At 47.1% G+C, this 23,349-nt stretch carries 24 protein-coding genes, 1 tRNA gene and 1 pseudogene; 9 read left to right on the top strand and 17 right to left on the bottom strand.

Going from position 1 to position 23,349, the window contains the following annotated elements; all coding sequences use genetic code 11:
• Positions 1-122: 122 nt before the first annotated feature.
• From CHI14_RS08785 to CHI14_RS08815, 7 genes and pseudogenes are all read right to left on the bottom strand, one after another.
• Positions 123-1,355, bottom strand: coding sequence for a M14 family metallopeptidase (locus CHI14_RS08785; protein WP_095288058.1), 1,233 nt, complete (start codon positions 1,353-1,355; stop codon positions 123-125).
• Between the two features lie 238 nt (positions 1,356-1,593).
• A complete protein-coding gene (racE, locus tag CHI14_RS08790; protein WP_095288100.1) occupies positions 1,594-2,403 on the bottom strand; it encodes a glutamate racemase in 810 nt (269 codons plus the stop codon).
• Between the two features lie 229 nt (positions 2,404-2,632).
• Positions 2,633-3,028 carry a YtxH domain-containing protein gene (locus CHI14_RS08795; protein WP_095288059.1) on the bottom strand — a complete coding sequence of 132 codons (396 nt, stop codon included), beginning with the start codon at positions 3,026-3,028 and terminating at the stop codon, positions 2,633-2,635.
• A 179-nt stretch (positions 3,029-3,207) separates the two neighbouring features.
• Complete coding sequence (locus CHI14_RS08800; RefSeq protein ID WP_170948062.1) at positions 3,208-4,173, bottom strand: DUF4261 domain-containing protein; 966 nt, start codon at positions 4,171-4,173, stop codon at positions 3,208-3,210.
• 11 nt (positions 4,174-4,184) lie between these two features.
• Positions 4,185-4,646 (bottom strand): DUF86 domain-containing protein, encoded by a 462-nt coding sequence (locus CHI14_RS08805; protein WP_095288061.1) that lies wholly within the window; start codon positions 4,644-4,646, stop codon positions 4,185-4,187.
• Between the two features lie 175 nt (positions 4,647-4,821).
• Positions 4,822-5,109 carry a Dabb family protein gene (locus tag CHI14_RS08810; protein ID WP_095288062.1) on the bottom strand — a complete coding sequence of 96 codons (288 nt, stop codon included), beginning with the start codon at positions 5,107-5,109 and terminating at the stop codon, positions 4,822-4,824.
• A gap of 250 nt (positions 5,110-5,359) precedes the next feature.
• Positions 5,360-5,743, bottom strand: a pseudogene (locus CHI14_RS08815) (phage holin family protein); the annotation flags it as partial.
• Between the two features lie 447 nt (positions 5,744-6,190).
• On the opposite strand from CHI14_RS08815, the gene CHI14_RS08820 reads away from it, so the two are divergent.
• The gene (locus CHI14_RS08820) at positions 6,191-6,787 is read left to right on the top strand and encodes a helix-turn-helix domain-containing protein (protein WP_095288064.1); all 597 of its coding nucleotides are present in this window, start codon (positions 6,191-6,193) and stop codon (positions 6,785-6,787) included.
• Positions 6,788-7,008: 221 nt separating this feature from the next.
• Here CHI14_RS08820 and CHI14_RS08825 read toward each other — a convergent pair whose 3' ends face one another.
• Positions 7,009-8,157 carry a sn-glycerol-1-phosphate dehydrogenase gene (locus CHI14_RS08825; protein WP_095288065.1) on the bottom strand — a complete coding sequence of 383 codons (1,149 nt, stop codon included), beginning with the start codon at positions 8,155-8,157 and terminating at the stop codon, positions 7,009-7,011.
• A 158-nt stretch (positions 8,158-8,315) separates the two neighbouring features.
• Here CHI14_RS08825 and CHI14_RS08830 point away from each other — a divergent pair, with 158 nt between their 5' ends.
• Positions 8,316-8,507 carry a hypothetical protein gene (locus CHI14_RS08830; protein WP_095288066.1) on the top strand — a complete coding sequence of 64 codons (192 nt, stop codon included), beginning with the start codon at positions 8,316-8,318 and terminating at the stop codon, positions 8,505-8,507.
• 115 nt (positions 8,508-8,622) lie between these two features.
• On the opposite strand, the gene CHI14_RS08835 is transcribed toward CHI14_RS08830, so the two are convergent.
• Positions 8,623-8,707: transfer RNA gene (locus tag CHI14_RS08835), tRNA-Leu, on the bottom strand.
• Positions 8,708-8,924: 217 nt separating this feature from the next.
• Between CHI14_RS08835 and CHI14_RS08840 the strand changes: the two genes are divergently transcribed.
• The 3 genes from CHI14_RS08840 (at position 8,925) to CHI14_RS08850 (ending at position 11,733) form a co-directional block, all read left to right on the top strand.
• Positions 8,925-10,118, top strand: a complete 1,194-nt coding sequence (locus tag CHI14_RS08840; protein ID WP_095288067.1) for an adenosylhomocysteinase — start codon at positions 8,925-8,927, stop codon at positions 10,116-10,118.
• A 41-nt stretch (positions 10,119-10,159) separates the two neighbouring features.
• Positions 10,160-11,152 carry a Gfo/Idh/MocA family protein gene (locus CHI14_RS08845; protein ID WP_095288068.1) on the top strand — a complete coding sequence of 331 codons (993 nt, stop codon included), beginning with the start codon at positions 10,160-10,162 and terminating at the stop codon, positions 11,150-11,152.
• Positions 11,153-11,370: 218 nt separating this feature from the next.
• Positions 11,371-11,733, top strand: a complete 363-nt coding sequence (locus CHI14_RS08850) for a winged helix-turn-helix transcriptional regulator (RefSeq protein WP_095288069.1) — start codon at positions 11,371-11,373, stop codon at positions 11,731-11,733.
• 79 nt (positions 11,734-11,812) lie between these two features.
• Here the strand turns inward: CHI14_RS08850 and CHI14_RS08855 are convergent, their stop codons facing one another.
• The 5 genes from CHI14_RS08855 to CHI14_RS08875 all read right to left on the bottom strand — a co-directional run bounded on the left by CHI14_RS08855 (position 11,813) and on the right by CHI14_RS08875 (position 16,573).
• Entirely contained in the window at positions 11,813-13,432 is a 1,620-nt protein-coding gene (locus CHI14_RS08855; protein WP_095288070.1) for a sensor domain-containing diguanylate cyclase, read from the bottom strand.
• Positions 13,433-13,597: 165 nt separating this feature from the next.
• Entirely contained in the window at positions 13,598-14,341 is a 744-nt protein-coding gene (locus CHI14_RS08860; protein ID WP_249281051.1) for a spermidine synthase, read from the bottom strand.
• Between the two features lie 231 nt (positions 14,342-14,572).
• On the bottom strand, positions 14,573-15,475 hold the full coding sequence (locus tag CHI14_RS08865; RefSeq protein ID WP_095288072.1) for a LysR family transcriptional regulator: 903 nt from the start codon (positions 15,473-15,475) through the stop codon (positions 14,573-14,575).
• A 57-nt stretch (positions 15,476-15,532) separates the two neighbouring features.
• A complete protein-coding gene (locus tag CHI14_RS08870; protein WP_095288073.1) occupies positions 15,533-16,270 on the bottom strand; it encodes an SDR family oxidoreductase in 738 nt (245 codons plus the stop codon).
• An 18-nt stretch (positions 16,271-16,288) separates the two neighbouring features.
• Positions 16,289-16,573, bottom strand: coding sequence for an Atu4866 domain-containing protein (locus CHI14_RS08875; RefSeq protein WP_095288074.1), 285 nt, complete (start codon positions 16,571-16,573; stop codon positions 16,289-16,291).
• Positions 16,574-16,733: 160 nt separating this feature from the next.
• On the opposite strand from CHI14_RS08875, the gene CHI14_RS08880 reads away from it, so the two are divergent.
• On the top strand, positions 16,734-17,666 hold the full coding sequence (locus CHI14_RS08880) for an AraC family transcriptional regulator (RefSeq protein ID WP_249281052.1): 933 nt from the start codon (positions 16,734-16,736) through the stop codon (positions 17,664-17,666).
• Positions 17,667-17,745: 79 nt separating this feature from the next.
• On the opposite strand, the gene CHI14_RS08885 is transcribed toward CHI14_RS08880, so the two are convergent.
• Entirely contained in the window at positions 17,746-18,180 is a 435-nt protein-coding gene (locus tag CHI14_RS08885; RefSeq protein WP_095288075.1) for a MerR family transcriptional regulator, read from the bottom strand.
• A gap of 205 nt (positions 18,181-18,385) precedes the next feature.
• On the opposite strand from CHI14_RS08885, the gene CHI14_RS08890 reads away from it, so the two are divergent.
• Positions 18,386-19,267 (top strand): SDR family NAD(P)-dependent oxidoreductase, encoded by an 882-nt coding sequence (locus CHI14_RS08890; protein WP_095288076.1) that lies wholly within the window; start codon positions 18,386-18,388, stop codon positions 19,265-19,267.
• A gap of 86 nt (positions 19,268-19,353) precedes the next feature.
• On the opposite strand, the gene CHI14_RS08895 is transcribed toward CHI14_RS08890, so the two are convergent.
• Together CHI14_RS08895 and CHI14_RS08900 are read right to left on the bottom strand one after the other, a co-directional pair.
• Positions 19,354-19,872, bottom strand: coding sequence for a MarR family transcriptional regulator (locus CHI14_RS08895; protein ID WP_095288077.1), 519 nt, complete (start codon positions 19,870-19,872; stop codon positions 19,354-19,356).
• A 137-nt stretch (positions 19,873-20,009) separates the two neighbouring features.
• The gene (locus CHI14_RS08900) at positions 20,010-20,570 is read right to left on the bottom strand and encodes a nitroreductase family protein (protein ID WP_095288078.1); all 561 of its coding nucleotides are present in this window, start codon (positions 20,568-20,570) and stop codon (positions 20,010-20,012) included.
• 295 nt (positions 20,571-20,865) lie between these two features.
• On the opposite strand from CHI14_RS08900, the gene CHI14_RS08905 reads away from it, so the two are divergent.
• Both CHI14_RS08905 and CHI14_RS08910 read left to right on the top strand, forming a co-directional pair.
• Positions 20,866-22,029, top strand: coding sequence for an oxalate decarboxylase family bicupin (locus CHI14_RS08905; RefSeq protein WP_095288079.1), 1,164 nt, complete (start codon positions 20,866-20,868; stop codon positions 22,027-22,029).
• Positions 22,030-22,107: 78 nt separating this feature from the next.
• Positions 22,108-23,247 carry a zinc-dependent alcohol dehydrogenase gene (locus tag CHI14_RS08910; RefSeq protein ID WP_095288080.1) on the top strand — a complete coding sequence of 380 codons (1,140 nt, stop codon included), beginning with the start codon at positions 22,108-22,110 and terminating at the stop codon, positions 23,245-23,247.
• Positions 23,248-23,349: the final 102 nt, after the last annotated feature.

Raw genomic sequence — 23,349 nt, forward strand, 5'->3', positions numbered from 1 at the left:
CCAATGAAGGCACATGATCGTATTCCACTCATTACCCTTTTAACAATGGTATGATAACCAAAAAAAGACGGGACGCTGTCACAGCGCCCGTATGTTTTATACGAAATGGGAAGCTAGAAGTTTCATGATAGGGGTTCGGTTCCGGCTTCCCCATCCGACAGCAGCTCAGCCAGCAGCAGACCTACCTCCACGCAGATATCATCAAACTGTTCAACAGGTAGTGGGTTGACGCCGAGTCCGACTTCCACCGTGAAGCCCGGCTTCCGAAACTGCTGAATGAACCAGTCCTTGTATCCCGCATCGCTTCCACCTAATTTAACGGCTTTGTAACCCGAGGCCCGTGCCAGCCTGCGCGATAACGGCGCACTCTCTCTGGGCTCCAAATCACGGTAATTCCAATAGATCTCTTGCCCCTGACTGTGCAGGGAAACGACAGCAGCGAAGCTGTGTTGTTCTGTCCACTCCGCAAGTGCCTTTGCTTCTGGCTCAGATAACGGTGCCTTGCCTGCATAATCTCGGGGACCGGGTGATGTAATGCCTCTCCGCGCTGCCTCTTCCTCCCAGTGAGCCGGAAATTGATCGTTCAGATCAACCCCTCTAATATTGGCTTTCCAATGGGTAAAATGCGGACGTCCGGCATTCCATGCAAGCAGCTGCTTGGCATGTGGATGTCTATTTACAACACCCTCCTGAACGAGCTCCACTCCATCGGGATTGACCATAGGCACGACCCACAACGTCGTTTCCTGCATCCAACGCTCTGTCCTGAATTGCTGCCAAGGCACGCTGCCAGTGTATGACCTCGCATATTCTTCAACAAAACGCATGATTACCGCACTCGTAAGCCATTCATTGGCATGAACGGACGCATTAACGTGAATATGGCGCGGTCCTTCGCCAATCTTTACGTAGGGTATTGCCTTCCCCATGACGCTTGCACCGATTGTACCTGTAGAAATGAACGGATATTGCTTCTCAAGCAAAGCGACATCCCGGCTTAATTCACGGTAACCGTATTCACCCTGTAACCTGACAATAGTTTTGCCATTTGAATCCGGAATATGAATACATCGCCCACACCAATCCTCAACGTTCGCAAACTCGGGATTGGCGTCACGCAGCTCTTTTTCATTCAGGCCGAAACGTTCTGCGATCCACCCCACGTCTTCCCCAGGCTGAACAGCATATCTGCGACCGGTTCCCGGCAGGATTCGCAGCATCTGTCCAGCAAGCAAGTAGGGTTGCGCCGCTGCCTCCGGGTTCAGGGCAGCCAGCAACGCCCTCGTCATGTGGTGCGCAGAAGCAATGCGGGATAAGGTATCCCCCGACTGAACAATAATCCACTGAAGCTCCATGGTGTCTCCTTTCCCGGCTGGAGAATGCAGTTCTCCCCATCCTATGCTCTTAATGGCGCTACCCTAATATGTATGCGAACCCGGTTGTCCGTCATGTGCCATGAATCACGCGAGCCCTTTCCAAGTGCTGTTATTCGTATAAATAAAAAACCGGAGCGCCAGGGCTCCGGAATGACCGATGAGTGCAGTGGGTTAAGCTTCAACCTAAACTCCAATATGAATGGGTAATACTGCAAAGTTACGTTAATCGGGTGACCTGCCACACGACAGGTGTTTTCGAGATCTGTTCTCCCAACCACTGGCGGGTAATATTCTGGAACATGCGTGGGTCTCCCGTACAGAAAAATTGATGCACCGGTGTCTCATCCCCACTTGCCAGCTTTCGTTTATCATACAAAATCGTACTGATTTCCCTCGCCGTCTCATCTGCCGAACTGATCAATTTCACTTCCTGTCCCATGACTTCCTGGATCGTTTCCATAAGAAATGGATAGTGGGTACAACCCAAAATGAGACAGTCAATTGGCTGTTGTTTGATCTGACCCAACGACTGCTCCACCGCAAGTGTTGTTTGCTCGGAACGAAATTCACCCTGCTCTACCAGAGGCACCAATGCAGGGCAAGCCTGACTGACGACATCAATATAGGGGGATAACTGCTTAAGTGCTGAAGTATATGCACCACTTCCTATCGTTCCCACTGTACCGATTACGCCAATGCGCCCTGTTCGAGTAGCCGTAATGGCAGCACGCGCCCCGGGATGGATGACCCCAATGACAGGCACATTCACCTTCGCCCGGATATAGTCAAGGGCTGCAGCCGTGGCTGTGTTACAGGCGATAACGATAACCTTCGGATCGAACTGGATCAAGAAATCAACGATTTGTTCCGTAAATTGTTTAACTTGTTCGGACGAACGGGGTCCGTACGGTGTCCGGGCAGTATCTCCAAAATAAATGATCTTTTCCCGCGGGAGCTGACGCATCACTTCCTTGGCGACGGTCAATCCCCCTACACCGGAGTCTAATATAGCGATTGCTTGCTGCACGAACACACCGCTTCCTTCTTCATTGAATTGGTTCTGATAACGATTTGGGTTCCAGAGCTTTCTTCCTACCGTATGATTATTCCGGCAAAAAGGTACCTACATCTTACCCGATTTCATCTTAGGGTTCAAATAAAACACCGCACGCTGCGGCTTCCACATCATTGTCGCACACAAACAAACAGGCTCCCCTCATTCTTCGAGGAAAGCCTGCTTATTGCCCAGCAATGCTTCAGATATTATCTTTCGAATCATCTGCAGGCAGCTTCGCAACAACGTTAATGCCAGACTCATTTTCATCTTTGTTCTCAGAAGAGTCTACAGACGAATCCGAGTCGGTAATGACAGCAGATACGCGTAATTCCTTCCCTTCAGCGCAATTCCGCCAGGATTGAATATCCTGAATGACAACGTCTGCCGTTTCTTTTACTTTGGATACGATCTGTGAGCTTTGTTCGCCGACCTTAACGGCCAGTTCCTGACCTTTTTCGGTGACCTGGCGCGCACCTTCCGAAATATCCTGACGCAGCTCACGTCCGGATTTTGGCGCCAACAGCAGCGCTGTTACAGAACCCACTACCGAACCGATCAATGCTCCCCACAACAAACTTTTGTTTGAATCCTTCACGTTGCATCTCTCCCTTTACCTTAATGAAGTACCGGATACCAAGCAACAATACATCTTGATGCTTATTGATCCGGGCGAATGCCTACTCTGTTGATGCAGTATAAGCAGCAAGGGCTTGACCTGACACTCCAGATAGCAAAAACTTTTTATATCCCGTATTGCGCATTAGAATGTCAGCATTAATGATGCCGAGATGATTCGAGCGGCTGTGCAGCATGTGCATCTCCCGGATCAAGATCAATGACATAACGGCCAGGCGCAATCAGCGCAGCCTGATGCTCACAGCGCCAGCGTCTTCCTCCAGAAGAGCCCAATGTCTGTCCGTCCTGCAGAACATCACCCTGATCGAATATGTAATAGGCTGCCCCAAGCAATGTCTGGGCTACCGTATCCGGATCCAGTCCCGTAAAGTGACACTGCACATCGGGAACACCGAGCGCGGACAACCCAACGGTATCCATAACCAGTTCACGCTGTTCTTCCGTTCCACCTGCCTGATACATGCGGACATTCATTGCTCCATAGAGATGTTCTTCCCGCTTCTGTGACTGAATGTAAGCCTCCGGCTCGACCAGCTTGTCACTGCCGTACCAATACATCCCCTCACAAGGCAGAACTTCCATGACTGCCTGGAGCGTATTCTGGAACAATTCCAGACGCTGTTTGCGAGACATGGCTGCAGAGAACATATCATGAAGCCGGATCGAATACTGCGCTGACTTGACGGCATCTCCTGCTTCCGGCCAGTGCCAGGCTTGCTGCACTGCCCCACCGAAGCGGGAACGATCCTTGATCTCGTTCACAGGAAGCATGCAGGTCTGTGCAGGTATATTCCCTTCCTCAAATGAAACCGGATGATCCACATGATAGAAAACAAGCATGTCCCGGTTATGCTCTGAAGGTTCACTTTTCCCGATCTCCGTCGCTGCTTCATCCGTCTTATTCTGTGAGGAGCGTTGATCATTGACCTGCTTCACAGCCAGACGGACTTCTCCGGTATAACGGGTAAGTGCATTCTGCAACCGGATCCGATCTATTTTAGGTTGCTCTCGGAATAACAGCTCCACCATATAAACAGGGTGAAATCCGGAAGGAATATCATTCGCTTCATTTTTTTCTATTTCATCTTGCCTTTCATTTGTCATGCTGGTTCCCCTCATTCCTTACTCTGTCCCTCGGTCTGACCTTGCTGAAATGGACCAAGTTCTTTTTCCACATAGATACTAACCTGCTCAGCGAACTGTTCCAGAATAGATGGTACCTCTGCGCTTAACGGGTGCAATTCTCCCCGCTCCCAGCTGAAGTAATCCTGTACCAGCGGCTTGCGCAGCGACACGAGACGCTTCAGCACCTCGTAAGTCGAAACGTCAAATACCTTCTCTTCGTGATTGATCTGAATGATGTCATCATAACTGCTGGCATCCCGCATAATGAAACCATCGATTAGATAACTTCCCACATCCGTTACAATTTCAATAGCCAGATGAAGACAGCGCTCCTGGACCAGACCAAGCATAAGACTGCCATCCCAAGCCTGCGCTGCCCGGCGAAGCCCTTCGGCTACTTCCGGCACGGCAGCAAGTCTGCGGGCAATCTGTTCTCTGTTTACGTAATACAATGCAGTCACTTCCCGTTCAGTGAATTATCGATTCCGTTTTCCTCTTCGCTTAAGCCAGAATAGCATCACCGGACAAGCGATCAAAAACACGATAAAAATATATAAAAATTCCATAACGTCTCTTAAATCGCTCATGCCCAGTCTCCTTTAACAACTGCAGAATGAAATAATTAAATTAGATCTCGTAATCCACTGCGACAGACTGTTCTCTGACCTCGTTCATGTACTTGATGACTTCCTGATGAAGCGGGTGGACCTGGTAGGCCTGCAGATCTTCCAGTGATGCAAATTCGGCTGTCAATGAGATGTCGAAAGATCTGTCAGAGCGAAGCACATCCACGCCAACTTCCAATGAGATCAGGACATCAATTTTGCCTTGCAAGTTACGAAGAACGTTTGCAGCAGCCTCAATGGTTTCTGGAGAACGATCTTTCATTTTAAAAAGAACAATATGTTTAATCATTGAACAAGCACCCCGTTTGCATATATTAGTGGAAATGAATGAATTTTCGTGTAACCAAAATATATCATAACGTTAGTTATTGCGAAAGGATACTTGTAAACGTTCTCTAAACGATAAAAGAAGGCTATGCTGAACTATTCTTTTTTGCATTATCTTCATCCTGGGCAGGAGATGTCTCTTCTGAAGGGGTTTTCGAATCAGCTTCAGGTGCTTTTACTTGTGGTTTGGACCACTCCCGATCCGAAAGGTCTTCCTGTTTCTTCAGTACGGCAATGGCTTGTCTGAGCTTATCAGGCAGCGGAAGACCAATCCTGGCATAGTTTTCTGTAATGGAAATTAACTCGTTAACCAAGTAGAAGTAGATGGCCCCTCCCTTGATAATGTCTGTTCCCATAAGCAGATCAATACGGTGAGCAAGAAGGATAACGGTCAGCATCAGCCCCTTGCGGGCAAGTCCCCAGAAGCCGATGTTGCTATTTAACCCTGTTCCCGACCTCACCGCTGCAGCGAGACCTGTAACATAATCCACAGCCATCGCAATGACAAGCAGACTCAGCAATTCATCCCAAACGCCAAAAGCAAACGTAACGAACGCTCCGGAAATTGCAGCAAAGGTATTTACGGCTGGACTCACGTTCTCACCCCTCTCTCTGAATTGATCACTATTCAAGATATGTAAGAGTTAGAGATTTTGACAGACCAATCGCCCGGTTCAACCTGCGGATTTTATTTTCGGATTTGTGCACATCATTCCGGGATAAGGATTAGTTCTGTCTCAATTTTTTGGTGGATTTTAGGTAATAATCCGCATCATATCAACTAAAATCAGAGAAAAGTATAAAAGTCCTATAAATAGTCTTTAAGACCTAATTTATTGGTTTTCATGTTCTCTTTGATCCCTGAAATTTAGTGAATCATTGTAATCTAGGAATATACTAGGAAATGAATTGCACATACCCTAGTCCATAATTCCCTCCTTTATCATTCTCACAGGATTGAGCCCAATCCAAACCAGTGCACCTGGCACTTGAAAGTACCCCGGTTCTTATTGTAGTATTTGGTTAAAAAAATCGGAGGAAATATGCCTAATCAACCAGAACAACATTCCATCCAGGCGTGGTCTCTGATCAACCGTAAATACTTGGGAAAAGGCGTCCGTGTTAAACGATTCCGTAAACCGACACGCTGTCAAATCCGAAACCGCGTTCTTCTAGCCGTGCTGATGGCCAATGATATCAAGTTGTCCCAGCTTGCCGAAGATCTATCCATCTCATCACGCAGCGTGAGCGCGTGGGTGTATGAGGGGCGGATACCCGGCAGTACCAATTTGGACAAGGCGTGCCAATTGCTAGGCTACCCGCGTCACATCCTCTTCAATGAAGAAGTGGTACGCAAAAGCCCGGTCATTTGTCAGCCCGAGCCTTCCCGTTTCATGAAGCGTACGGTGACCCGATCTCCGGTTAGCAACCGTATTCTGACAGGCTTGTGTATGGTCCATGATTTGTCGGTGACAGATGTCAGCCACTGGATCGGGGTTCATCCCGGCACTTTCCGCAAATGGCTGCATCAGGGAACGCTGCCTTCTGCCGCGTTTCAGGAACAAGCGGAACAATTTTTCCGCATCCCGAAAACCATCCTGTTCGCAGATGTCATCCTGAAAGACCGTCGCAACAACTAAATTAGCGAACAGACAAAAGGCTCTGTTCTTCCCACACGGGAAGACAGAGCCTTTTTAAATGAAACATACCTCTTGATATAGCTGTGACGTGCATCCCCTTCACTTTGCTCCAATAACTTGTTCGAACCTATAATAAATCATTGTATGATTTGTACGTACAAATAAGAGCAAAACACAGAGCCATTCCGATAAGTTTATCCGATGCACAGGTTGGTTATATTTTAAACTACGTTCAGAGTTTCATTAATATATTTAAGTCCGGTATATCGCTCTCTAAGTGTATGTGCGGTTGCAAATGCATGTTCCACCATATCCGGTGTAACCCCAAGCTGATCTACTGTGGTCGGACCCCCAACCTGCTCAAGCCATGCCATAAGCTGTGACGCATCAGGTAAAGTAGCATACACATCAAAAACAGGTTCTAGGGACAGACTTGCAAGTTCCTTGTATCGCTCTGTAAGAAGCACGCAAGCTACGCCGACTTTGGCCCCATGCAGAACAGGTTTCTGGCCCGCTACCATTAATTCCATCTCCCAACGATGAGAAATGTGATGCTCACCGCCGGATGCCGGGCGGGAATGATCAATAATTAGCATAGAGACACCGGAAATGATTAGCGCATCCATCAATGCGGTTATACCCTCAGCTCTTCCTTCGGCGATGGCTTGTACATTTTCGATGCAGGCCGTCAGCGCTTCTTCCGTCATCCGATAAGCAACCGGACAGAATGGCTCCCCGCCCAGATCACGCGACACAATCCAATCTGCCAGAGACGTATATTTGCCTAACATATCACCGAATCCCGCAGCCGTCATTGCTTGGGGAGCCTGCTGGGTAATGTCAATATCCGCAAAAATCGCTTCGGGCGGTACAGCCTGAAACGTCTGCTTGATGCCGCTTACAATGAGCGGCGCCCCTGCTGAAGTGAACCCATCAACCGATGCCGCTGTTGGGACAGACAGAAATGGCTTGTTCATTTTGGCACACACAAAGCGCACCAGATCATGTATGGTCCCCGATCCCACTGCGATGATGGCCTGAGTCATTTGTTTAACACCAAGCAGTACCTGCACAATAGCAGCCTCATCGGCAATGATATCCCCCGCACTGTTCTCCGGCATCTGGAATTCATCTGCTATGAGGCCCGCATCCCGTAGGCTTTTTACCACCTCACATCCCGCCGCCGGACCTGTCTGGCCATCATATACCACAGTAACCTGGTTATAGCCCTGTTCCGACAGGTACCCCGGTAATCTACGAATTGCACCATGTTCCAAAAAGACCTGCATTTGCACCAGCCGATGATCATGTCCACAGGTACACTGCTGCGCTTCCGCATTCCAAGCTGCAATGCGTTCGTTCATATCCATGTGATCGTAACCTCCCGTTTCTAAGTTCATGCATATTTGCACTGGAAAAGCCACACAATGAGTATAGGAAAAATTTCAATGATTTTCCTGATCACACTTTACTTCTTGTACCCGCATTTTGCAAATGTTTTGACAAACTATTTGAAGCAGGTGATCCCATGCAGCTCGGCAAAGATACAGGCATATCTCTCGGTTTTCTTGCAGGAACGACCCTGGGCAGCGGGATCGCGTTCTTGTTCCAATTTCAGGCGTATGAAGTGGTCGGCAGCGTTTCCCTTTTCGGCATTATTGGTGCCTTGTCCGGATTATGGACAGCGATTTTCTTACGCCAGCGTCAGCGCCAGCACTAACAACCGAACTTGAGGACACATAATCAAGGCCTGTTTCAGGGCATTTCAATTCGTAGAAAAATAAAAAAAGGTTCGAGAGATTGCAAAAGCAATCTTCGAACCTTTTTCTCTTCGATGCGGTCGAGAGGACTCGAACCTCCACGGGGGGTTAGCCCACACGGACCTGAACCGTGCGCGTCTGCCAATTCCGCCACGACCGCATAATATGTATCTTCTCATCCTTGATGAAAAGCATCCGGTTAATCCATTTCTCGTTTCACCGTAATTAAGAGTATACAGGCTCTGGAAGAAGAATGCAATACTTTTTTATAATCTGAAATTTATAGGACATATGTCCTTTTATAGAAATTAAAAACCTCCTATCGTTAGCACCAGCAACTGTCCTGAAGGACGGATAACTTATGGATAGAGAGGAATATGAGCAAACCTATGAACATGACACCTGAAATTATTGAAGAAGGAAAACGACATATTCATTGGACAGAAATGCATATGCCCCTCCTCGCTGCACTAAAATCCCGATTTTCCAAAGAACGCCCCTTTGCTGGCCTTACCATTGGAATCTGTATTCACGTAGAGCCTAAGACGGCCGTTCTATGCCGAACCCTACAGGCTGGTGGAGCCAACGTTGTACTAACAGGAAGCCCAGGCACAACCAAGGATCCAGTTGCTGCTGCACTTATCGCCGAAGGCATTCCCGTGTATGGACAACGTTCAGATGAACGCCGTCAGCATATGCACAATATTCATCACGTGCTTGAACACCAGCCGCATCTTCTCATGGATAATGGAGCCGATCTGGCTCGCACTCTCATTCAGCACTATGACCATAGTGGGCTCATTGGCGGAACAGAAGAAACCACGACAGGAGCCAATCTGCTGCGTGAGGAAACAGGGGCGGAAGTGACCTTCCCGATTATTGTCATTAATGATAGTCCCCTCAAGCGCATCATGGAAAATGAACATGGCGTGGGTCAGACCATTATTGAAGGATTCATGCGCACCACGAATCTGATTCTGCCTACAAGACGCTTCGTTATCGTAGGATATGGTTCCTGTGGACGCGGGATTGCCCGATATCTGCGTAATCTAGGCAGCCAGGTTATTGTGGTTGAGACCGAACCTATTGCTGGACTCGAAGCTGCTCTGGATGGATTTCGCGTAGCGAAGCTGGAAGAAACGTTTGCTTTTGCCCAAGTTTACATTACGGTTACAGGTCGCCCCAATGCCATCTCAATGGAACACTTCAGTCAGATGAACGATGGTACGATTCTTGCCAACGCTGGACATTTCTCCTGGGAATTGGACCTGGACGGACTTCGGCAGGAAGCTGCACATACCGAACGTCTTACAACAGATATCGAACAATTCACCCTTGCGAATGGCCGACGACTCATGCTGCTTACCCAAGGTGAGATGCTTAATCTTGCAGGTGGAAGCGGAAATCCTGCCGAGACGATGGATCTGGGCTTGTCTCTCCAGGCTGCTTCCCTGCTCTATCTTGTTCAGCAGCGTCAGCATCTGGTGAACGGACCACAGCCTGTTCCTCATATCGTCAATTCGGAGATTGCAAGCCAGATGCTGTACCACTTGAGCGAGAATCCTGTTTAGATTGACAAAAATGGTTCGATCAACAATGAAGGAGAATGGTTATGACTCAAACGAATCTTTGTTTTATTGGTGCCGGATTTCACGCAACGACCAATATCTACCCATCTGCTGTAGAAGCAGGGGCTACCATCCAGGCCATCTCCACTCGCAGTATCGAACGTTCTCAAGCCGCCTTGCTGCGATTCGGCAGTACAGGGTCAGCATATGATAACGCAACTCTCATGCTGCAAAATGAAGACTGCAACAACGTTGTTGTGGTAGCTCAACCTCAGGATCAAACGTCTCTCGCCATGGAATGCATCAAGGCGGGCAAGAATGTCTATGTTGACAAACCCCTTGGCTGGACTGCCAGAGAAGCTGCAGAAATTGCAGACGCAGCCGAAAAGGCTGGCGTTGTACTAATGGTAGGATTTATGAAACGCTATGCGCCTATCTATATGAAATTAAAGGAAATGATTGATGGTGGTTCAATGGGTAGAACGCGTTCGTTTCAGATGAAATTTGCGGTTGACAGTACTCCATTTTGCAAGAATGAAGAACAGTTTATGAAGCTCGCTGCCATTCACATGGTCGATCTGATGCGTTTCCTCTTCGGAGAGGTACAGCACGTGACGGGTACCACAGTCAAGGATGGGGAACATATTAATCAGAGCATCTCCCTGAAATTTGATAACGGTATTGTGGGCAGTGCCTACTTCGCAGGCATGAGTGCATGGTCACGCGAAAGCGAAAGCGTACTGGTTACATTCGATCACGGTTTTGCGTCAGCAGATGAAATGAATACACTTACCGTCCATCACTCTCGCACCTCGGACAGTCTCCCCTGGAAGGCTCTTGAAGAGCAGGATACGGTCTATACTCCTTCCAGCTCTCCCATGTCTGGCGCATACCGCGATCTCTACCTTCGTGGATTTGTAGGTGAGATGGCGCATTTCATGTCATGCTGCCACGATCATTCGCTTCCGCATTCAAGCGGCAAGGATAATGTCGGAACGATGGCCCTGTGTGATACCATCCTGTCTTCATTGGTCTAACATATAAATGTTACTGTATACCCTCAATCTTACATCAACCCGCTGTTTCGTATAACGAAACCGGGTTTTTTAGTATACATTGCACCTTTTCATTAATCCGATATCCAGGGTTTATAATCCGAATCAGACATGGTATGCTTTGAGGAGAATATACACACATTTTGGGTATGTAGTGCTCAAATTGATACTATAGACATAGCTGACGGAGGTGCAGATAGATGAAAAAAATCTCAACCGAGACATGCCCCAAACCCTATGGCTGCGCCGTAGAAGTTACACTTAGCGTTATTGGAGGCAAATGGAAAGGAGCCATTCTGTATCACTTGTTTTCAGGTTCCTTGCGCTTCAATGAACTCCGGAAGTTATTTCCCGACATTACGCAGCGGATGCTCACCTTGCAATTAAGAGAATTGGAGAGCAGCGGGATCGTACACCGGGAAATCTACCCTCAAGTGCCACCCAAAGTGGAATACTCACTTACGCCATTTGGGGAAACGCTCCGTCCGATCATATTCAGCATGCGGGACTGGGGAGAAACCTATACGAATGAAGTCGTCCAAGCCAAGTCACAGGAAGTATAGTGAACGCAAAAAAGCTGATTCCTTCTCATAAGGGATCAGCTTTTTTATAGTTATTTCATAGGCGATCTTCCCGGACTGTTTATGACCTTTCTACGGTCTGAATGGTCACGGTACGATTGCGCCCTTCTTCCTTCGCTTGGTAAAGAGCTGTGTCGGCCAGATGGAACAGCTCCGTCGCTGAAGATGAATGCAGCGGATATTCGGCAATCCCTGCCGATATCGTCACGGAGCGATCGATCGGCATGATACTCTCCTCAACCGATACACGGATAAATTCGGCAATCTGATAGGCAGTTTCAGCTCCGGTATGGCGCAGCAGCACGACAAATTCTTCCCCGCCGAAGCGGGAACTCACATCCTGCGGCCGAACGGCCAACCTGATCAAACCTGCAATATGCTTCAGTACCTCGTCTCCAGCATGATGCCCGTAAGTATCGTTAATGGATTTGAAGCGGTCGATATCCAGAACAATAATCGAGAATGGCGTCTGTTCATCAATCCATTGCTGAATGACTTCTTCAAATGTCCTGCGATTCGTCATGCCTGTCAGCACATCCGTTCTGGCATCGTAGGTAAGCTGATCCGTTTGCTTGCGAAAATTGACCAATGCACCCAAAACCGTGCGGGTTAGCAAATCGGCCTCCCTGTTCCAATGCGGTTTCATTGTGGGCAGATCCACTTTGCCCTGATCCACCTGATTAACCAGATCGGCCAGATAGACAAACGGACTCGCCAGTTTCCGCGCTACCCGAATGACAATCAGGGTCAGGAGGAGAAACGGAACCGAAGTATACAGCAATAACATGCGAATATGCTCATTCAACTGATCATATACCGTCTGGGTTGGAGATACGACCACGACCCCCCAATCGGTAGCAGGCACCTTCTGATACCCGGCAAGCGAATCTATGCCAGCCAGATTTTTGTACTGCTCCTTACCGGTTTGATCATCCATCAGCTTTTGTACAATTTCATTTTTACTGATGTCCTCACCAATTCTTTTGGTATCTGGATGAAATAGAAGCGTGCCCTTCGCATCGACAATAAAAAAATATGAACCATTGCTTGTCCTCAGCTGACTTCCAAAAGAGAGGTTCAAGATATTATTCTCCTGCAGATAAATGTTACCGCCAATGGTCCCTTTAAATCGTCCAGCTGCATCAAAGATCGGTTCACTGACAAAAACATTTCTGCGCTTCGTCCTTGGGGTCTGATAGGCTTCGGAAATATAAGGCGCCTTAAGCTCCATCGCTTTTTTGGCTGCCTTTGATGAAACCTGCACTCCGACGGATAAACCCGAATACGGCGACATGCTGCGTACCACACCCTTCTCGTCCACAAGGGCTACAGAGTTAAAATAATTGCTGCTGCGTTGGATCAATTCCAGCGTCGAATCCAACTTTTCCGTATCTGAATAGTCCATCTGCGAAAAATAGTCTGCAGCATATTTCAAGCTGTTCTGCATCGACTGAAATAGCGAATCCAGTGTCTGACTCATTTGAGCTGCGCTTGAATAATTAAGAGACAAGGTATTATCAATGAGAGACTGCTTCTGCGTTGTGTAAGACGAAATAAACATGATAGTTAAGGTCATCAGCACCGAAATGGTGACCAGCCCACTGAGCAAAGCGGGAAGGCTGATTTTTTTATAGGTTCTCGCTTTTCTTCGCCATCTGGATGCTTTGTTCTTTGCGATCATTAGTGCTTTCCCCCGGATTTTCATGAAAAGGCATATTCTCACTATTCTATACGAAAGTTGTTATGAATGTATTAATTTTGTATGAATATTTTACAGTTTCTTCAATTAAAATTGACAACTCCATGACAAACTTCATAAATCAGGCGTCTGTCTTCTTCTCAAGGATCAAAGCTCGTCCTCGATGATGTATCCTTCCCCAGGCTCCTGTTGCACAAACCCAGCCATAAAGCGCGATTGGAACTCAATAGGAGCATTGCTTCCCACCAGAATTCGATTCTGTATCTCATCCTGCGTTTCCGTAGGTAGTGCGAATGAACGTGTGTAATCAAACTGATCAGCCATCGTTGCATATATCGCGTTTACAAGTCTGTCATTGCCCGCACGTCCGAATACATTCAACAGTATGCTTCCACCCGATCGCAGCTTGCTTTGAGCCATCGTAAAGAAAGATCTGGAGGTAAACTGCTTCGGTGTTCCTGCTGCGGTAAATGCATCGACAATAATATAATCATACGTTCCAGGTGATTCCTGCTGCAGCAGCTCCCGGCCATCTCCCACCATGACTTCACTGCCCTCATATCCAAATAAAGTCTTGCTTAATTCAACCACTTCCTCGTCCAACTCAGCGATCTTCACTTGGCGTTTTGACAGATAAGTCGAAAGCGTACCAATTCCGTGCCCCACAACAAAAACCTTTTCGTAATTAGGCGTATTCCGCTCCATTAGATGAACCATTGCCCTTGGGTATTCAAGCAGCATTCGTGAAGGCTCATCGAGATCCATGGCTCCCTGAACAGCCTCGTTCGAAAACTCCAAAACCCGGAAATGTCCCTTTTCCCCATAAAGCCTGGTTGTGTCATATACGGTTAACGCATGCCGCTCACTCATATTCCGATATAAAACCCTCACGAGCTGTACTCCTCTCAAGTTCCATCCATTACATGCAAATAAACTATATTTCATTATAACAATTCTCTATCGCCGTACTCCATAAAAATGAGAAAAAACCGTTCACGGTTACCCGGAAACGGTTTTGAATGGCTTGAGATCAGCTCACAAATTTTAATAATGACCCCACCCGAACACGGGCTTGGAACAGGTTCGCTCATTTTTCTGGAAAACCCCAACTTGTCCGTACAGTTAGGACCCTATGGCCTCATGCAAAGCTTTCACATATTCCACACCCAGATTGGAAAGAGAGGTGCTTTTGTGGCTGATCCAGCCCACATTGATCGATTCCTCGCACTCCAGCGGAACAGGAATGATCTCATTTCCGTTCAAATCAGCGCTGAGTACACCTGTTGAAATCGTATATCCATTCAGACCAATCAGCAGGTTAAACAAGGTTGCCCGGTCATTGACCTGGATACTCTTGGGATGGGATAACGTACTTAGAATCTCTTCGGAAAAATGAAAAGAGTTGTACTCCCCTTGGTCAAACGACAGGTAAGGGTAGTCCTTCAGCTGCTCAATTGCCACGGATGCTTGCTTAGCCAGCGGATTCTTCACGCTGATGAAGATGTGCGGTTTGGCTGTAAAGAGGCTTGTGAACACCAGACCGGCATCCTTTAACAATTTGTTAATGACCTTGGCATTAAACTCGTTCAAATACAGAATCCCAATTTCACTTCGCAGGCTCTTAACATCCTGGATAATTTCATATGTCTTTGTTTCCCGCAGTGCCAGCTCATATTCATCTTGACCATACTGCTGTACCAGACGTACAAAGGCATTCACGGCAAAGGCATAATGCTGGGTGGATACCGAGAAATGCTGCGGAGAAGGCTTGGCATTCAAATAACGATTCTCCAGCAATTCTGCCTGCTCCACGACCTGCCGGGCATAACTCAAAAATTCCACGCCTTCTTTGGATAAGGAGATTCCCTTGTTTGTACGTTCAAAAATGGTAATGCGCATCTCTTGTTCCAAATCGCGAATCGCGTTCGAAAGGCTCGGCTGGGAAATAAATAGCCTTTTGGCCGCTTCATTCATGGAGCCGCGCGTGGCAACTTCAATCACATATTTTAATTGCTGCAGAGTCAACGTGTTATTCCTCTTTTCGTATAGTTGGTTCTATTATATACCAAAAGAGTATTCGCCTTAAACGAGAGTTGCTGTTGGTCTGACGACAATTTCATTGACATCCACCTCAGCAGGTTGGCTAATTGCATACAAGATGCTCTGGGCAATGGCCGAAGCTGGGATGGACACACGCCGATAATCCTTCATGAACTCACGTGCTCCGACATCCGTGATCGTCTCGGCAAGCTCCGATTCGGTTACCCCTGGAGAAACAAGTGTTACCCGAATATCTCCACCCACTTCCAGACGTAAACCCTCCGTGATCGCACGGACTGCGTATTTGGTCGCACAATAGACAGATGCTGTCGGTGTTACGGCATAGGCACCAATGGAAGCGATGTTGATAAATTGGCCCGCCCCCTGCTTTCTCATGACAGGTAATCCAGCGGCTATCCCGTGTAAAACTCCACGAATATTGACATCAATCATTCGATTCCATTCATCCACTTTTAAGGCTTCAAGAGGAGACAATGGCATCAAACCCGCATTGTTGACAACGACATCCAGACGACCGTAGCGGGTAAGCGCCAGATCCACAATGCTTTGCATTTCTTCCAGTCGGGTTACATCAAGTGCCTGAAACTCCACGGATTCACCCTCAGAACGGATGGAAGATGCGAGTGCATGCAACCGTTCGACGCGTCTAGCCCCAATAACCACGTGAGCCCCTTGCTGTGCGAGCAATCGAGCCGTCGCTTCTCCAATTCCGCTGCTAGCACCTGTAATGACAACAACTTTTCCTTTGACATTAAACATGTGAAATCCACTCCTTTATTATTGGTTATTGATATTTGTTTCTCTGTACAAAACCATACCTGCGTGATATAAGATACCTTCTACAAAGTCTCCATCCGCTGTAAAACCCGTATCATCCACATATTCAATATGATCTCCTTCCACGACATAACGTCCTTGATATGCACTTTTCCTTTGACCTCTGGCTTCATCATATCGACCATTCGAGAGCAGTTCATGCCGGATATAACCGTCCTTTGTCACCCACATGCCAACATAAGGGTGTCCATGTTCCGCTCTGTTACCTGATGGATTGTATTCCATTTCCCAACCTCCTTGCTGTTTTTCAAAAGCTTCAATTGCTTATCCTTATTATGGAGGAGATCATCTCACACCAGATAGAAGATTCCCCCAACAATCTTGCCTATTCCTCCAGAACATTCTAGAATAAAATAAACCGATTCGAATAAAGGAGGATGAAACCATGGTTTCATCACTACATATGGATAACGATGTCACTCGTCAGATGCAGGAAATGGCTCATCTTATCGGGCGTTTTACCCTAAATGACGGAATTCATGCTACGGCTATCCCTTCGCTTTCTTTGATTCGTGCTTCGCAGATATCGCAACCCATCTATTCTGTTCATCAACCTGCACTCTGCATTGTCGCTCAAGGATCCAAGTTAGTTGTACTCGGACGAGAGAGTTACACCTACGACCGGACACAATATTTAGTCGCTTCAGTAAACTTGCCTATTTCAGGACAAGTGGTTCAAGCTACTGCAGAGAAGCCGTATCTATGTGTGCGACTTGATTTTGACTCTGGCCAGATTTTTGATCTGATACAGAGTCCATCTACGATGCAATCCAAACCGGACAACTCAACCCAGCGTGGGTTATTTGTCAGTTCTATCAAGGTCCCGCTTCTTGAAGCCATCACCCGATTGGTTCGACTGCTCGACACACCTGAAGATATTCCTGTACTCGCTCCCATGTTTATCCGTGAAATTTTATATCGAATTATTCAGGATGAACATGGACACTCGATTAAACAATTTGCCGTTCAAAACAGCCATGCCCAGCACATTGCCAAGGTGATCGAAGTGATCCAATCCGAATATGACAAACCGCTGCGCGTGGACCAGCTTGCTGCCATGGTTAATATGAGTTCCTCCTCACTTCACTACCATTTCAAAGCCATCACCGCCATGAGCCCCATACAATTTCAAAAACAAATCCGGCTGCAGGAAGCCAGAAATATGCTCATTGCCGGTTCAACGGATGCTGCCGATGCCGCATTTCAGGTTGGATACGAGAGCCCTTCCCAATTCAGCAGGGAATATGCGCGAATGTACGGCCTGCCACCAAAAAGCGATATCCAACGTCTTCGTCAGGCGCTGCAAATGGAGTGCTAATCGCAATGAAAAGAACCCGCGTCGTCAAGACGTGGGTTCTCGGGCTTAATGAATGTATTCGGATGTTGGATGATGCCTATCAGGAGAACATGTTCTTTTTCTCAAAAACCGACAGCTGATTCTCTCCAGTTATTGGACACTCATCGGGAAACATGCTCCGCTTCTCCAGCTTCTCATCTATAAAATCAACGACCTGCTGCAGCGAGGCAATCTGCGCTTCTATTTTCATGCGATGGTTCACCAGCATCTCACGCTCTTCGGGGAATTCATCAAGATTCGAATCCATCGACATATGCAGGTAAGGCTTCATCTCCTCCAGAGACATGCCTGTCTTCTTCATACAGGTAATGAGCTTCATCGTCTGAATATCCTCTTGACGGTATACACGGTGCCTGTTTGCCTTCCGATCTGCCCGCGGCAGAAGCTGAATCTTCTCATAATATCGAATCGTATCTTCCGATAATCCCGCCTTCTCCGCTGTTTCCTTAATGGAATACAGTACCTCATTGCTCATCCGTATCAGCCTCCCTCATCCTCATACCTTCATCTTACAACTTGGAGTCAGCTCCAAGTCAAGCCGGATTTCAGCCCTACAACCAATCAACATGAACGTTCAAAATTCATTCGATCCAACCGCTTGACTTGGAGTCGACTCCAAATTATAGAATGAGCGCAGCATACAGATTCGTTCTGTAATTCCCAACATACTGGAGGTAACTATGAATAAACCAAACAAACTACACACCGCGCTGATTACGGGATCAAGCTCAGGAATTGGCCTCGAACTGACCCGCTCGTTATTGGCCGAAGGATGGCAGGTCATCGGCCTCAACCGTTCACCTTTTCCGGAAGAGCAAGGCGATATTCAACGTGCATTACGTTCAGGTCAGCTTCAATTGGTTCAGGCTAACCTGACCAACTACGAAAGTCTGAAAATCGCACTCGATCAGATTAAAATCCAATTGGATACGATTGATGTCCTGTTTAATAACGCAGGGGGCAGTGCGGCAGAGCTTCGTTTTTCTGACCAAGGGCATGAAATGCACTTTGAACTTCAAACCATCGTTCCATATATCATTTATATGGAGTTATATGATCTTATACGCAGAAGCACCTTCAAGACCGTTGTTAATACTTCAACGAGTGCATTCAGTATGGTCCGCCAGTTCAACCTGGACATTCTGGAACGTCCAACGGAATTCAAAAAGCTGTTTGGTCCATATGCCACCTCGAAGCTTGGCCTCTCCTTATGGACACGCGAGGCGGCTGAGGCGGCGAAGTCCGATGGCATTCGTCTGCTGAGCGTAGATCCTGGAGGAAACAATACTTTACGCGGCAGCAAAAAATCCGGTTTGCCCTTTTACATCAAGCCCGTCATGAAACTGTTTTTTCCTCCTCCAAGTCACGGTGCTTCGTTACTGTATAGTGCTGCATTCTCACAGACCAATCACGAGTCAGGTACGTTCCTGATTAAAAATAAACCAACTGAGCTTCGTTTCAAAGATCAAGGTCCCTTCATTTTGAAGCGGGTACATGAAATTTATGAGCAAGAGTTTCTATGTTCAACCTCTGCAGGAAGTGGAAATCAAAAAAGCGATTAACCATTGGAAATGCTGTATTTTGGTAAGTAACATTCTCCCCGTGTCACCACGGGGTTCTCTCCATTCCCGTTTTGTGCCCTGTCAAATCACTCTTCCTCCAGGCCATCCATTAAACTTCGAGTATCCAACTGCTCATAGAAACGAGTCAAATCCAGTACAAATCTCTTTAAAAATTCAAGCTCCATTTTGTTATATTCGCCCAGAAAACGGAGGAATTGATTTTCAATCTTTTCGTGCAGATCGGCATGAACATGAAACAGCTTTTTGCCTGGTGAGGTTAACCGGAAATAAATCTCCTTTTTGTTGTCATTTAACTGTGTTTTTCGAAGCCATCCTTGCTTCAGCAGTTTATGGGCCACTTTGGAGGTGTTCCCCTTGCTGAGCTCCATTCGTTCAGCTATGGAAGTCAGATTAATGGGTTCGTGTTCCCCAATACACGCAATCACATGCACATCTGTCATGTTCATAGCTGCGTCTGATGACAGAGTCTTGCGAATAATATTCATGAAAAATAGACTTTCCTGATCATCCTTTTGTTCTTTTTGATGCAAAAGCTTAATAAACAATCCATAAATGTAACGCAGATCCGTCTGTTCCTGATCCATAGTTTCCCCAACCTTTTCTTGTCTCGGTCTATTATGCAAGCTAGTCTTGAATAACATATATTATACACCGAAATTTGTTTCAATAGAAACAATATAATTAGAATGGATACGATATATATCAAACTCCTGTTCCGGGACTACAGCAGGGTAAGCTTTTGTTCAGCAGAAGTACGCAACTTGGGTTTCGGTGTTTTGTCGAAGTACCCCATATGCAGCACACCGACTATTCGCTCATCTGACTTCACGTTCAAACCCTCGCAAAAAATGGGGGAATGAATGTATTCCATCGTGGACCAAATCATACCTAGGCCCTTTTCCCAGGCAAGTAGTTGAAAATTCTGAATAACGCAGCTCACAGCCGCATAGTCTTCTTCCTGCTTATGAGGATCCTTTTCATTCTTCATTACCACAATAAGGTGCGCAGGCATGCGGCTGAACTTATTTTTCAGCGCCTGCTGCAGTTTGCCGGGCATCAACTTCATCAATTTCATGTTTTGCACTGATTCCAGCATCAGACCGGCCACATGTTCTTTTGCTTCTGCACGCTCCGCCAGAATAAAACGCCATGGTTCTCGCATGCCATGATTAGGTGCCCAGACCGCATCATTAAGCAATTCAACAATTAAGTCCGTGGAGACCGGTTGTGCATTAAAGCTGCGGATACTACGTCGTGAGCGAATCGTATCGGCTATTGTCATATGAACTTCCTCATTTCTGAATAAGTATGTATACCGCTTGCATATATTTTGTTTCATATGAAACAATATTAAGGTACTATGAAATTCGATGTACGTCAATCCTTATGTCCAAACCACAACCAAGCAAATGACAAAAACGTCTTCATCACCGTCCAGATCTTAAGATTCTATTGCACAGTCAAGCCACGGATCCCGTCATTCCCCCTGTCTTTCATAATATCCAGGCCCTGCTTCATAAATGTATGAATGACGACCAGGTCTGCATCAGCATGATCTGAACTGGAGGGATAAACGAATGACAAAAGGATCACAACCTAACAGTAAACCAACCATTGTTCCACAACCAATCCGAAAAGACGGGGCAGGCGGGCCTGATTTGGGTCCACGTGATGTCATGAGAGACCTTGAAAATCCGGATATGCTGGTTCCACCTGCAACGGATGCAGGGCTGCTCCCCAATCTGAAGATGTCCTTTTCCGATACACATATGCAGTTAAACCATGGCGGATGGTCACGCGAGATTACAGTACGCGATCTGCCCATTGCCACGACACTGGCTGGGGTTAACATGAGTTTGACTCCAGGCGGCGTACGGGAACTCCACTGGCACCAGCAATCCGAGTGGGCTTATATGATCTGGGGAACGGCAAGAATCACATCTGTGGATCAGGAGGGCCGGAATTTTATCGCTGATGTCGGACCTGGAGACCTGTGGTTCTTTCCCAAAGGTCTGCCCCATTCCATTCAAGGACTGGAAGAGGGCTGTGAATTTCTACTTGTTTTTGATGACGGCTCCTTCTCCGATCTCAACACGTTATCCATTTCGGACTGGTTCGCGCACACCCCTACAGAGGTATTGTCTGTCAATTTCGGAGTACCCGAATCTGCATTCCAGTCCAGGCCGACAGATCAGGTTTATATTTTTCAGGATCAGGTTCCAGGTTCACTCGCGAGTCAGGAGATTCCTTCACCCTATGGTACAGTTCCCTTTTCATTCAAACATCGCTTGCTGGCTCAGGAGCCGCTTATAACGCCGGGAGGAAGTGTACGAATCGTGGATTCCACCAACTTCCCCATCTCCACAACCGTCGCTGCTGCGCTGGTCGAGATTAAGCCTGGTGGCATGCGTGAATTACACTGGCATCCGAATGCGGATGAATGGCAGTATTACCTTACGGGACAAGGAAGAATGACGGTGTTCGGCGGCAATGGTACAGCACGCACATTCAATTACAGAGCCGGAGATATAGGGTATGTTCCTGTGGCCATGGGACACTATGTTCAAAACACGGGCAGCGATACCTTATGGTTTTTGGAGATCTTCCGAAGTGACCGTTTTGAAGATATCTCATTAAACCAATGGATGGCACTTACACCTCGTGAACTTGTCCGCGACAATCTGAACGCGCCAACGGAGCTGCTTGATGCCCTGCGCAAAGTGAAATGGCCTGTCGTTTAATTTCATATGTACCTCTATCAAATGGTCCCAAACGGGGTAATTCTCAGAGAACTACTATACGATAGGAGGAATATGATGATGAGAGCCGTTACTTTTCAAGGGACAAAGGATATTCAGGTAAAGCAGGTTGAAGATCCAAGACTGCAACAAAAGGATGACATTATCGTTCGTATTACTTCTACAGCCATATGTGGATCAGATCTTCATATTTATCAGGGAGCATTACCAGCTGAAAAGGATTATGTCATCGGTCATGAACCGATGGGGATCGTGGAGGAAGTCGGTCCTGAAGTGACACGCGTAAAAAAGGGGGACCGTGTGGTCCTGCCTTTTAACATTTCTTGTGGCGAATGCTTCTATTGCAATCACGACATGGAAAGCCAATGTGACAATTCCAACGGTAACCCGGATATTCACACCGGTGGTTATTTCGGATTTACGGAACGGTATGGCAATCACCCTGGTGGTCAGGCGGAATTCCTGCGTGTGCCTTACGGTAATTTCATGCCGTTTGTCATTCCGGAATCCTGTGAATTGGAAGACGAAGCCTTGCTGTTTCTATCCGATGTTCTTCCTACCGCGTACTGGAGTGTCGAAAATGCCGGTGTTAAACCTGGAGATACGGTAACCGTACTGGGCAGTGGGCCCATTGGCCTGATGACCCAGAAGTTCGCCTGGATGAAAGGCGCGAAGCGGGTTATCGCTGTTGACCGCCTTCCGTATCGCCTCGACAAAGCCAAGCGCATGAATGATGTGGAAACCTTCAATTTTGAGAACTATGATGATATGGGCGCCCATATCCGCGAAATCACGGGTGGCGGTACCGACGTGGTCATCGACTGTGTCGGCATGGACGGCAAAAAATCCACTTTGGAGGAAATCGGACAGAAGCTGAAGCTTCACGGTGGTGCCCTGAGTGCTATTGAAATTGGTATGAAAGCCGTACGCAAATTTGGTACATTCCAGCTTACAGGTGTATACGGCTCGTCCTACAACATGTTCCCGCTTGGCAGTATGTTTGAACGCAACGTTAATCTTAAAATGGGACAGGCTCCTGTCATCCACTATATGCCGGAATTGTTCCGCAAGATTACAGCAGGTGAATTCGATCCGACCGAGATTGTCTCCCATCGCATTGCGCTGGAAAATGCCAGTGAGGCGTATCGGATCTTCAACGATCATGAAGACGAATGTACCAAAGTTGTGCTGAAACCTTAATGTAGGAGAATGAGCACAGCAATAAGGCAGATGCCCTTGTACAGGTCATCTGCCTTTTGTGTTGTTATTCATATGCCAGACTGAATGAAAATGGGTACCCTT

This window comes from Paenibacillus sp. 7516 (assembly GCF_002272715.1).
Lineage (GTDB): Bacteria > Bacillota > Bacilli > Paenibacillales > Paenibacillaceae > Paenibacillus > Paenibacillus illinoisensis_A.